This is a genomic window from Flavobacterium croceum DSM 17960, from assembly GCF_002917885.1.
Classification (GTDB): domain Bacteria; phylum Bacteroidota; class Bacteroidia; order Flavobacteriales; family Flavobacteriaceae; genus Flavobacterium; species Flavobacterium croceum.
In genome coordinates this window covers 120,504-133,245 of record NZ_PQNY01000005.1, presented here as the reverse complement: position 1 = coordinate 133,245, position 12,742 = coordinate 120,504, and the positions used below count along the sequence as shown (strand labels likewise).

12 protein-coding genes and 1 pseudogene are annotated in these 12,742 nt (G+C 33.5%); all 13 read right to left on the bottom strand.

Features of this window, described 5'->3' with window-relative positions; translation table 11 throughout:
* Window positions 1-44: 44 nt before the first annotated feature.
* Window positions 45-3,272, bottom strand: a pseudogene (locus tag Q361_RS13905) (efflux RND transporter permease subunit).
* 6 nt (window positions 3,273-3,278) lie between these two features.
* Window positions 3,279-3,749 (bottom strand): heme-binding domain-containing protein, encoded by a 471-nt coding sequence (locus Q361_RS05270; RefSeq protein ID WP_103725673.1) that lies wholly within the window; start codon window positions 3,747-3,749, stop codon window positions 3,279-3,281.
* A gap of 1 nt (window position 3,750) precedes the next feature.
* Window positions 3,751-4,491: a DUF3347 domain-containing protein gene (locus tag Q361_RS05265; protein WP_103725672.1), complete on the bottom strand. Its 741-nt coding sequence runs from the start codon at window positions 4,489-4,491 to the stop codon at window positions 3,751-3,753.
* A 25-nt stretch (window positions 4,492-4,516) separates the two neighbouring features.
* Entirely contained in the window at window positions 4,517-4,987 is a 471-nt protein-coding gene (locus tag Q361_RS05260) for a hypothetical protein (RefSeq protein ID WP_103725671.1), read from the bottom strand.
* A gap of 48 nt (window positions 4,988-5,035) precedes the next feature.
* Window positions 5,036-5,686, bottom strand: coding sequence for a class I SAM-dependent methyltransferase (locus Q361_RS05255; RefSeq protein ID WP_103725670.1), 651 nt, complete (start codon window positions 5,684-5,686; stop codon window positions 5,036-5,038).
* A gap of 7 nt (window positions 5,687-5,693) precedes the next feature.
* Window positions 5,694-6,503: a hypothetical protein gene (locus Q361_RS05250; protein ID WP_103725669.1), complete on the bottom strand. Its 810-nt coding sequence runs from the start codon at window positions 6,501-6,503 to the stop codon at window positions 5,694-5,696.
* On the bottom strand, window positions 6,503-6,991 hold the full coding sequence (locus tag Q361_RS05245) for a heavy-metal-associated domain-containing protein (RefSeq protein ID WP_103725668.1): 489 nt from the start codon (window positions 6,989-6,991) through the stop codon (window positions 6,503-6,505). Before Q361_RS05245 ends, Q361_RS05250 begins: the two co-directional genes overlap by 1 nt.
* Window position 6,992: 1 nt before the next feature.
* Window positions 6,993-7,475, bottom strand: coding sequence for a TlpA family protein disulfide reductase (locus Q361_RS05240; RefSeq protein ID WP_103725667.1), 483 nt, complete (start codon window positions 7,473-7,475; stop codon window positions 6,993-6,995).
* Window positions 7,476-7,540: 65 nt separating this feature from the next.
* The gene (locus tag Q361_RS05235; protein ID WP_103725666.1) at window positions 7,541-8,593 is read right to left on the bottom strand and encodes a YncE family protein; all 1,053 of its coding nucleotides are present in this window, start codon (window positions 8,591-8,593) and stop codon (window positions 7,541-7,543) included.
* 16 nt (window positions 8,594-8,609) lie between these two features.
* On the bottom strand, window positions 8,610-9,470 hold the full coding sequence (locus Q361_RS05230) for a DUF3347 domain-containing protein (protein ID WP_103725665.1): 861 nt from the start codon (window positions 9,468-9,470) through the stop codon (window positions 8,610-8,612).
* Between the two features lie 195 nt (window positions 9,471-9,665).
* Window positions 9,666-10,043: a hypothetical protein gene (locus Q361_RS05225; protein ID WP_103725664.1), complete on the bottom strand. Its 378-nt coding sequence runs from the start codon at window positions 10,041-10,043 to the stop codon at window positions 9,666-9,668.
* A 59-nt stretch (window positions 10,044-10,102) separates the two neighbouring features.
* Complete coding sequence (locus Q361_RS05220; RefSeq protein WP_103725663.1) at window positions 10,103-12,124, bottom strand: heavy metal translocating P-type ATPase; 2,022 nt, start codon at window positions 12,122-12,124, stop codon at window positions 10,103-10,105.
* Between the two features lie 3 nt (window positions 12,125-12,127).
* A complete protein-coding gene (locus tag Q361_RS05215; protein WP_103725662.1) occupies window positions 12,128-12,742 on the bottom strand; it encodes a class I SAM-dependent methyltransferase in 615 nt (204 codons plus the stop codon).

Below are 12,742 nucleotides of genomic sequence, written 5' to 3'. Positions count from 1 at the left end.
CAATTGTAAAGCTTAAAATCAAAAAGCTTATAACGATATAATATTTATTCTTTAACATCTATAAGTTCTATTTTGCCTTTAGTTTTTAATTCGTGAAGTTTCACCATTTCAAAAACAATAGGAGTTACTAATAATACATAAATTGTAGAAGTAATTGTCCCACCAATAAGCGGAACTGTGATAGGTAGCATCACATCGGCACCAGTCCCCGTTGCCCAAAGTATTGGGATAAGACCAAACAAAGAAACCGAAACCGTCATTAATTTTGGTCTCAATCTTTTGGCTGAACCATCGACGATATATTGTTTCAAGATGTCTTCAGTAATGGTTTGTGAACTGTTCCCATATTTTTCGACCATTTTGTTCATCGATTCATTCAAGTAAATAGTCATCAACATTGCTGTTTCAATGGCCATTCCGAAGAGGGCAATAAAACCAACTGCAACTGCAACAGATAAATTAATTCCATAAAAGTAGACCATAAAAACACCACCAATTAAAGCAAAAGGTACTGTTATCATAGTAATTAGAGATTCTTTCATGGAGTGGTAAGTAAAATATAAAATAAGGAAGATAATTATCACCACAATTGGTAGTATGATGCTTAGCGTTTTATTGGCTCTCAACTGATTTTCCCACTGGCCACTCCACTCGATGTAATACCCTTTTGGCATTTTAGACATCATTGAATTTAATTTTTTCTGAGCTTCTTTCACAGTACTACCTAAATCTCGATCACGTACATTAAACAGAACGCTGCCCCTAAGCATGGCGTTTTCACTATTTATCATAGGCGGCCCATCGCTTATTTTTACCTCTGCAACGGTTTCTAAAGGAATTGGTCCATATTGCATCGTTTGGACTTGCAATTTTTTCAGTGCATCAATACTGTTTCTATATTCTTGTGCATATCTTGCATTTACAGAGAAGCGTTGTCGTCCTTCAATTGTAGTTGTCAGTTTCATTCCTCCGATAGCTGCTTCAACAACTGCATTAATATCGTCAATTGAAAGGCCGTATCGTCCCAACATTTCCCTTTTGGCTTCAATATCGATGTATCTTCCGCCGGTAATTGGCTCTGCATATAAATCTTTTACACCCGAAGTACCTTCGAGTGCTTTTTTGATTTTTTGAGATAGTGCATTAATAGTATCTAAACTTTCTCCGTAAACCTTAATCCCAACATCGGTTCGGATACCGGTAGAAAGCATGTTTATTCTGTTAATGATAGGTTGTGTAAAGCCGTTGGTTACTCCAGGAATTTGAAGTTTATTGTTTATTTCGGTTATAATATCATTCTTTGTTTTTCCTTCTCTCCATTCACTTTGAGGTTTTAATAAAATGATGGTTTCAATCATGCTGATAGGGCTGTTATCTGTAGCTGTATTTGCTCTACCGGCTTTTCCTAACACATGGTCTACTTCGGGAATTGATTTTATTAGTTTGTCTTGAACCTGCAATATTCTTTTTACTTCCGAGTTTGAAACATCGGGCAAAGTAACCGGCATGAAAAGTACAGAGCCTTCATCCAACGGTGGCATAAACTCGGAACCTAAGCGAGTAAACATCACTAAACCAATTAGTAAAGCGACTATATTAATTCCTAAAACCGTTTTCCTCCATTTCAAACAAAAAACTAAAATTGGAGTATATATACTTTCCAGTTTTCTGTTGATTGGGTTTTTATTCTCAGGACGAAGTTTACCTTTTAATAAAAAGCTTATAAGCACCGGTGTGAGTGTAATGGCTAAAAAAGCATCAACGATTAGAATGAATGATTTTGTCCAAGCCAAGGGACTAAATAATTTTCCTTCCATACCTGTGAGTAAAAAAACTGGTAGAAAAGACGCAATTACGATCAGTGTTGAGTAAAAAACACCCGGTCCTACTAACTTTGATGATTTTTCAATTAGTTGAAGTTTTTCATCAGAGGATAAAGGGTCGTGTTCCTTTTTAAATAAATTTTTAATTTTTTCTAGCATAATGTCAACTTACTTATTATGAATCATTTCTTCTTGTTTCTCGGAGATTGTCCTATAGGCGTTTTCGACCATTACAATACCATCATCAACCACAACTCCAATTGCAAGTGCAATACCAGTTAATGACATAATATTAGATGAAATACCAAATGCTTCAAGTAATATAAAGCCAATTGCTACGGATATGGGAAGTTGAATTAAGATGATTAGTGCACTTCTCCAATGGAATAAAAAAATCAAAATGACAAGTGAAACAGCTATCATTTCTTCTATAAGTGTTCCTTTTACAGATTCAATTGCTTTTTCAATTAACTCACTTCTGTCATAGGAAGTTTTAAATTTAACTCCTTCTGGCAATCCTTTTTCAACCTCTTTCATCTTTGCTTTAACCGCTTTGATAACTTTATCCGCATTTTCGCCATAACGCATAACAACAATACCACCGACCACTTCTCCTGTTCCGTTTTGGTCAAAAATTCCAAGGCGTAAGTCTCCGCCCATTTGCACTGTACCTATATCTTTTACTTTGACTGGAATAGAATTGTAATTTTTAATCGAAATATCCTCTACATCTTTAATGTTCTTTATGTAACCTAAACCTCTAATGATATAAGACATATTACTCATTTCAAACTTTCGGCCGCCAACGTCATTGTTATTCGCTTTAACGGCGTTCATTACTTCCATCATGCTGACGTTATAATATTGCATTTTTAGAGGGTCTAAAACCAATTGGTATTGTTTTTCAAAACCACCAAATGATGCCACCTCTGCTACGCCGGGAACAGTTTGCAAAGCAAATTTTACATACCAATCCTGTAACGCACGTTGTTCACCTAGATTCATTCCGTTAGCTTCTAAATGATACCAAAAAATATGACCAACACCTGTTCCATCTGGACCTAGGGATGGAACTACATTTTGGGGCAATAAGCGTTGTGCATAGTTTAGTCTTTCTAAAACTCGTGTTCTTGCCCAATAAACATCAACATCATCTTCGAAAATTATATAGACAAAACTCATCCCAAACATAGATGCTCCACGAATGTTTTTTACTTTAGGGATTCCTTGTAAGTTGGAAACCAAAGGGTATGTTACTTGAGCTTCTATAACCTGTGGACTTCGACCCATCCACTCTGTAAATACAATCACTTGATTTTCGGATAAATCAGGAATTGCATCGATAGGGTTTTGTCTTACGCTGTAGATTCCCCACACAAATAATCCTGCAGAAACAAGTAGCACAATTGCTCTGTTTTTTAGTGAGAATGTTATTAGTTTTTCTACCATATTTCCTTATTTTTCAGATAAACTGTTTTGTTTTATTGAATTAATCCAGGTTATTAATTCCTGTTTTTGGACTTCATTAATTATTGCATCGCGATGTAATAGGGTATATGAAGTTAATGGCATTTCATCCGATTTAATTTGTTTACCGATGGCTTCTAGTTTACTTTGCTGCTTTCGATTTGAATAACTGCCAAACTCATTAAAGTTTAATTCTTTTTTTCCATCAGTTATATGTTTTTCTACAAACATTCGAACAGGCTGAAGGTAATCATACCACAAATAGTCAGTGTTATTGCTGTGACAATCGTAACAAGATGTCTTTATAAGTTTTGAAATATTACTTGGTGCATTGGTTGTAATAATAAAATCATTTGTATAATCCTGGTCTGGATTTTGATTCAAGACAGGTTGATAAAATTGTATTGCAACCACTACCAAAAAAAGTACAATACCTACTTTCTTTAATCTATTTTTCATTTTATAACGTCTTTTTCAAACTGCCACATGTTAGCATTTTAGAGCCGTAGAAAGGATTTTTTATTTCTTTGGTTTCGCTTATCCAAATAGCACCTTTACCATCATTTGCCATAGGACAATAGTCTTGGTATAGTTGCATTTTTGAACCAAACATTTTAATTAAATCGTTAATGTCTTTGCTTAACAAAATAAAATGTTCTCTTTGGTGGTCTAGTTTACCGGCATTTTCAGCTATATGCTCAGCTTGTTCTTTAGCATCTTCAGCAATGTCTATGTAAGCTTTTTTCTGATTAGCATCTAGTGTTTTTGTATCAAGTCTGTTAAATGAAGCTAATAGTATCTTCCCTTTTTCGGCAGCACCTTCAGAATCATCTTTTACTAGTTTGTTTTTTAGGTTTAAATAACAAATAACAATATCATTAACATAATCTAAAGGGGGCACCGAAGTATCAGCTCCGAGAACTCCGACTTTTGCCTTTGTATTATTTAGACTTGGTTCTTCGCTATTTTTATCAAGTTTGGAATGAGCGACAGGTTCTGTTAATTCCATTCCACATTTTGAACATTTTTCACCTTTTTTACCAGTAATTTCTGGATGCATCGAACACGCAAAGAGTTGGTGATCATGATTATTACTACTTTTGTTTTCATAAGATGTACTTTCAATTTTCTCTGACTTTGTACTTTTGTTGCAAGCTATTAGTGTTGCTACGATCGTAATTAAAATTATTGCTTTTTTCATTTTTTAAAATTTTAAAGTTGTTTTATTATTTGTAACTATGTTCTGTGCTTTGCTCGTGATAATATTTAGTGTTATCTGTTGTGAAATGTTTAAGTTTTCTTTCTTTAGAAAATATAGTAGAGATTGATTTCCCTTTGATTTTAAAAGTTACTTTAATATCAGTGTAAGTATGTGCACTTATGTCATTTATTATAAAGGCATTTCGCTCTATACTTGTCAATTCTACTTTTTTTGATTTACTATCGGTAAATATTATTATAGCTGTGCCAGTTATTTCAGTATTGCTCATTGGTGCTTTTTTGTCATCAAGTATGAAAAAATATACTTTGCCATCTTTTATTATAGATTCAACATAATAGTTTTTAACTTTTTTGATGACACCATTATGTGGATCAATAGAATTGTTTTTGTTTTGCGCTAATAAATTCATTATTGACATTATTGCAATTAATATTGTAATAAGTACTTGGTTGTTTCTTTTCTCATTTTTATTCATTTTTCAATTTTTAAGAGTTAATTTTAATTTAATGAAATTGATTGAAGCTTAATTTTTATAAGCTTTGTAATAGGAATAAGTTCCTATTGATGTATTTATAAAATCAATTTCCTTTACTTCACTAAATCCTGCGTCAGTAAGGTAATTTGGCATAAAACCGTTCACATTATCACTGGTGGTTTTGAAGCCATCTAATAGTTGTACCAAGTAAAATGTTACGCGCATCCATTTTGTTTTTGCTTTGCCCCAATCACCAATAATTAATAGTCCATTTGGTTTTAAAATTCTGTTAATCTCTAGTAAACATTTGAGTTTTGTTACTTTATCTAACTGATGAAAAACGAGTGAACTATATACTTTATCAAATGAATTATCTTCAAATGGTAACCTTTCGCCATCGTACAGAAAAAGTTCAGCATAAATAGACGCTTTACTCAACTTATATTCTGCAATTGATTTTATTTTTGGGTCAATATCTAGACCTTGAACATTGGTATTTGGAAACCGTTGTTTTAGTAAGATGATATTTTGAGCAGTTCCAAAACCAAATTCCAATATCTTTTCGTTTCCAATTGGATTAACAATATCTATTAATTTGTTTCTGAATTTTTTTTCGGGCATGGTTAGTTTGATTGCTAAATCGTAGTAATCACTTAAAAAATCATAACCCAATGCCGGAATAAACTTCTTTGTTGTCATAAGGTTTCTATTTTTTTAAATTAAAAAAGGTGTAATACAAATTGAAGTAAAACCCATTTGGAGCCGAACGTACCATTGAACTCATCAACTCTTGTCGGTAAGCAAAATCAAGTCGAGCTTGGCTATTGAAAATGAATTGAATTGCTGGCACTACATCTAAATAGGATTTCCCATTTTCATTAATAGTTTGTCCAACAAATTCAATCATAAAATTGATGTTGGTTTGTTTGAAACTGGAGTATTTTTTCGGATACATTAATTTTCCAAATGACAGTGTATAATTGGTTGCATTGTCGCCAATGTTATTAGGAAAGGGATAATTTGGTTTATTGTCTAATGCTTTTTCAAAACTAACCGATGAGCTAATAGCTACTTTTTTGATCAACTTGGTTGCAATTATTCCTGTTTCAAAACCAGTATTGTGTCCTACAATTTCAATTTGCTCTTGATGGATGTCGCCACGATTGAAACTGTACCTACCATAAGCTGCCATACGAAAATGACTATTCAAATCATCGTCTGAATAAAACCTGTACTTTGCCATAAAACCGCCGCCTTCAGCATACAACGCATTCGTTCTTGTACTGATAAATGCAGAACCTCTAACCATCAAATTTTTATTGATACCATACGTTACCTCTGGCATTAAATGATAATTGTAACCTGGTTCAAATTTTTCTTTGAACGCCGATTGCATCACATTCACTGCCAAAGAATTTGCTGGAACATTACTAGCTGGATCGGTTACTACAAATAATTCTTGACTGAAAACAGTTTGGCAACTGATGACTACAAACAATAAAATTACTTTTCTCATTAGTTTATCATTTTAATGTGAAAATCTTCTTCGTTGTTTGAAGCGTAGGTTTCGACATTCTTATATGATTTGGATAATTTTTTGAATTCCTTTTCGGTTACATATCCTTTGTCCACCACTTGAAACTGCACTTCGTAAGCATTGCTTTTTTTGTCATTAACCAAAATATATGAGGATTTAGCTATGGTTTCTGGCTTTGCTGTAACTACCAATGAACCAATAAAAAAACCTGCTTTTTCGACTTTCTCTTTAAATACTTTTGGACTTAAATCATTACCTTCTTTGAGCGTTACAGTAAACGTATTGGTGTTCAAATCAGTTTCTATACTAACTACTTCCGACATAGTTTTTAGTTGTTTATTAATGGCATTGGAGCACATAGAACAGGTTAAACCCGTTGCTCTAATTTCGGCTTTTATGATTTGTGCATTACTTTTTATTGAAAACATCAAAACCATTGATGCAATCATTAGATATATTTTTTTCATTTTATGATTTTAGTATTTTCGTTATTTCTTCCTCTGAAGGATTTTTAGCTATGAGAATACCTTCGGGATTAAATAAGTATTTAGATGGTAATTCTTCAACACCAAATTGTATTGCTGTATTAGCATCAAAACCATTTGGATCTATTAATTGCGTAAACTTGATTTTATCTTTTTCTATCGCTTTTATCCATTTATTTGCATCGGTATCGATTGATATTCCGATAATTTCCATTTTATCAGGACTAACCTTATTATACAGTTTCATTAATTTTTTATTACCCAATCGGCAAGGTGCACACCAAGAAGCCCAAAAATCGACAAGCACATATTTTCCTTTAAAAGATGATATGTTTACATCGCTGTTAGTACTATTTTTTAGTGTAATTGATGGTATCGTATCACCCTCTTTAAACTGTCCATTCATCGAAAGCGCGACTAATATTAATAGAGATGTAAAGTGTTTTACTTGATTTTTGATTAACATACTAGTACAATTGTTTTGTATAAAACTAAGTCCTATGCCAACATAAGACTTAGTTTATTAAAGTGTTACATTTTTAAGACAATCCCATTTGGTTTTTTTCCAACATTGATTGTTTTTATTACAGAATGATTAGAAGTATTTACAACAGAAACTGTATTAGCAGTTTGATTGGTTACATATGCTGTGTTACCATCTGTAGTGAATGCAATTGCATGTGCACCAGCACCAGTATTAAATGAGTTTCCGTGCATCCACATATTCATTCCTGCATCCCAAGTCCAATAGTGTACTTTTCCAGCCATTGGATCTGAAACCCATAATTCATTTTTAGGACCGTTATATGATGCTATTCCCGGCATGAAACCCAATGTAATTGTTTCATCTACTGAGTTTGTTGCTACATCAATCACAGAAATAGTTTGTCCGTCTTCATTGTCTACATACATTTTGGCATTGCTTCCTGTCCAAGCACCAACCGGATTATCACCAACAGTAATAGTTGTGATTATTGCTTTTGTTTCTGTGTTTATTACAGTTATACTATCATCGTCGCCATTTGCTACATACGCTTTTGTTCCATCAGAAGAGAATGTTAGTTCAGCTGGCATCATCCCCACATTGATTGTATTAATTAGAGCATTTGTTGAAGCGTTGTAAACCAAAACTTTTCCGTTCATATCCATTTGAGGTACCCAAATTTCATTTCCATTGGGAGAATAAATAGTATTATGGTTCATTAAAGGGAGGGTAATGTTTTTTACAATTGAACCATTCAAAGCGTCTACAATTAACAATTTTCCATTCATTCCAGATGTATTTAAACCCGAATGACCAGCACTTAAATCCATACCAGGTACTCCGATGGCTAAATGGTTTTGATGTGACGAAATATGATGTGGCCACATTATCATATCAGAACCTGTTCCCATTAACGCGATTGTTCCAGTCACTTCATTAGTACTTAATTTGACTACTGAAACGGTTGCATCCTCGCCATTTACTATGTATGCAGCTGGATAATCAATATTTAATGGCATATCCATATTGTCATCATTTTTAGTACAAGAGGTGAATAGTATTGCTCCAACGAATGAAGCTATTATTGATACATTTTTCATTTATAGTTTTTTTAAATTATTTAATAGTTTCTACCGTTTTACCACAACTTAACATCATAGAGCCGTAATACGGATTTTTTATAGTGTTTTCTTTGCTCAACCAATTGGCGCCTTTACCATCATTGTACATAGGACAGAATTGATAGTACACTGAAGTTTCATATTTAGACACTTTTATCAATGTGTAAATGTCTTTTGACAATGTGGTAAAGTGGTCACGTTGGTGTTTGATGTCTTTTGTATCTGCAATATGTTCTGCATCTACTCTGATCTGGTTCATTATTTTCATCCACACCATATGCACTTCCATTTCGAGTTTATCCATTTTCACATTGTTAATAGCTATTACTAGTTCTTTTGCTGCTGCTGCTGTGCTATCACCGTTAGAGGCAATCAAGGCATCCTTTACCAAAAAATAAGAATCAAAAACTGATTTTAACTGATTTGCTATTGCTGCTGGATGATTTGCCATTTCTATATCGCTTTTTGCAGAAATACTTTCACCTGAAACAGCATCTATTTTAACAGGAACTTTTACCACTCTATCATATTGACAACAACCAGGAAGGTTATTATAGACTTCTTCAGGCGCAAGAAATTTATCACTATCATAACCTACTAATGCAATTCTTTTTAGTATTTCATCTTGATTTGTTATACTTGCATCATAAGTTAAAGTTGCCATTTGTGTTTCCTGGTTCCAATCTACTTTGGCAACTTTTTTAATACTTCCTGCTTTTTCTATTTTGGTTTTGCACATTCCACAGTTACCATAGACTTTAACTGTTTCGGTTTTAGCATTTTTTATTTGTGCATTAATTGTTATTGATAGCAATATCATAGTTGCTACCATTATTTTTATAAATGAATTTTTCATTTTTAAATAATGTTTAAGTAATCAAAGTAGGTTACCTTGATTGATTTGATAAAATAAAATTGAATGAATAACAGTAGAGAAAGAAACTGTGATTGCAACACGATAATAGTGTAGCAAAATGTTTTCTAAAACTGTTTTGGTTTGGATAGCAAAAAGCTATGAATTTGACACACTTATGGCTGTCAAAGTTTGGATTTAGCTTATTTTAGGAATTAGCCAAATTGAGTAAAACCCGTCAGAGATTGATGGAGTTGAGTATGGAAATTTAACTTTCTCGATTGAAGAATAGCTAAACATATTATTTTTTGAATCAATTTCAGATATAAAGCTTACTGAAGAAGAAGGGCATGTTGAAGAGCAACCACATTTTGAATGACCGCAATTGCCATCGCAGCCTTTATTACCTTTATTTTTTGAATTTTCATCACCACAGCAGCTCTTTTTTTCTGCTTTATGGGAAGACATTTCTTTTTTGCAAGAACTTTTTTCTGAACCTTTACCACAAGCAATAGCATTATTAGGCATGAGAAGCATGCCTAATAAAACTACAAGTATGATGTGGTATTTTTTCATTTGTTTATTAAAACAGTACAAAAGTAACTAAAAAATATTGCTATATGTTAAAATTGGTGTTAAAATCTCATTCTTTGTATTCTAACTGCATTTAGTATAGCCAATAACGCTACTCCAACGTCAGCAAAAACGGCTTCCCACATTGTAGCTAATCCTCCTGCGCCAAGAACTAAAACAATTGCTTTTACAATAAAAGCCAAAATTATATTTTGCCAAACAATTTTCTTGGTTTGTTTGCCAATGTTTATAGCCATTGGGATTTTTGAAGGCATATCATCTTGAATAACTAGATCGGCAGTTTCTATGGTGGCATCGCTTCCTAAACCGCCCATTGCGATACCTACGTTGCTTAATGCTACTACTGGCGCATCGTTTACACCATCGCCGACAAATGCTACCGTTTCATTTTTAGCAATGATTTCTTTGACTTTGTTTACTTTATCTTCGGGAAGTAAATCGCCAAAAGCGTTTGTAATTCCGAGTGATTTTGCTACAAACTGCACTACGGTATTTTTATCGCCACTTAACATTGTGGTTTTTATACCCAATGCTTTTAGTTTGTCAATAGTGATTTGTGCATCTTCTTTTATACTATCAGCAATAGTTAGATAACCTACGAATTTTTTATCATAAGCCACAGCAATTAAGGTATAAACAATGCTCGTTGGATCAATATCATAGGTAATCGAAAATTTATCCATTAATTTGAAATTACCCACTAACAATTCTTTGCCGTTGATGTTGGCTTTTAATCCATGTCCTGAAATTTCTTCTACGTCTTTTAAAATGATTGTGCTGTCAATTTTTCCAACATATTGATGAATAGCTGTAGCTACTGGATGTGTACTTTGGCTTTCTAAAGCATTGACCAATTGCAGTATTTCGGTTTTACTAAAATCGGAATTAAAAACGACTTCTTGTACTTTGAAAACACCTTCGGTCATTGTGCCTGTTTTGTCCATTACAACGTTTTGAATGGAAGCCATTACATCAAGGAAATTACTTCCTTTGAATAAAATTCCGTTCTTGGAAGCAGCTCCAATTCCGCCGAAATATCCTAACGGAATACTAATCACTAAAGCACAAGGACATGAGATAACTAAAAAGACTAAAGCACGATACAACCAATCTCTAAATTGATAATCAGCTACAAAAAGCATTGGAACCACACAAATTAAGATGGCTAAAAGCACCACAATTGGCGTGTAAATCTTGGCAAATTTGCGTATGAATAATTCGGTTGGTGCTTTTTTTGCTGTGGCATCTTGCACCATTTCGAGTATTTTAGACAGTTTGCTATCGGAATAAGCTGTTGTCACTTTGACTTGACAAACCGAATTTAAGTTTATCATTCCTGCTAAAACGGCTTCTCCTTTTGCTTTGGTATCGGGTTTGCTTTCACCTGTTAGCGCTGCTGTATTGAATGAAGCTGTATCAGAAAGTAATTCGCCATCTAAACCTAATTTTTCTCCTGCTTTGAGTTGGATAATATCGTCAATTTTAGCTGTTGCTGCTTTGATTGTTTTGGCTACATTGTTTTCGAGAATTGTAACTTCGTCTGGTCGTTGATCAAGTAAGGATTTTATGTTTGCTTTGGCACGTTGAACCGCCAAGGTTTGGAATATTTCGCCAATGGCATAAAATAGCATTACAGCAACTCCTTCTGGAAACTCGGCTATGGCAAATGCTCCAATAGTTGCAATAGACATTAATAGAAACTCTGAAAATATTTCGCCTTTGCGAATACTTTCAAACGCTTCTTTCAGCACTGGAAAACCAACCGGAATGTAAGCAACAATATACCATACAATTCGCACCCAACCTGTAAACCAAGATTGGGTAAAGTAATTATCGAAACCAATTGCAACTAATAATAAAACAAAACTTATAATAGCTGGCATGAACATTTGAAACGTAGTTTGGTTGCTACTAGAATGGTCGTGTCTGTCATCATCTGAATGTTTAGGTTCCTTGTGAGTAGTGCAACAACCACTATCTTTATCTGTTTTCATATTTATTTTTTCTTCTAGCGTGCAACAAAGCTGTTTGCCGTTTGCATCGTATTTGTGTTGGTGTTTCATAGATTATCGCTTTTTGAAACCACAAAACTGAAAATTTTGAGTTGTATCAAATGGCGTTGTATGGTTTTCGGTAAAACACTTTATTGCGTCAAAACGTTCGTTAAACGTTTGCTTCATTGTGTTTTCAGAATACTGTTTTATTTCTAATCCGCTACATTTTAGTGGTCCATTTTCTGAAAAAGTACCTAATAAAAAATTTCCATTATCAGCTATTGCATTATTTACTATTGCAGTATATTTATTGATGCTATCTTGTTGTGTTAAGAAATGAAAAACGGCTCTATCATGCCAAAAATCAAAAGCTACTTCGGGTTTGAATACAGTTATATCAGAAACAATCCAATGTACTGAATTGGCTTTATCGCCTAAACGCTTTTTGGCTCTTTCTAAAGCAAATTCGGAAATATCCAATACCCAAATATTCTCATATCCTTTTTCTAATAATGCATCTACTAAATTGCTATCGCCACCACCAATATCAATAATATTGGCGGTTTTAGATAGGTTTAAATTTTCTAAATAATCCATTGCAGTTTTAGGATATTCTTGTCTCCAACTGACTTCGTTGGGTTGTTTTGTAGCAAAAACATTTTCCCAATGTGCTTTTTTATTTTCCAT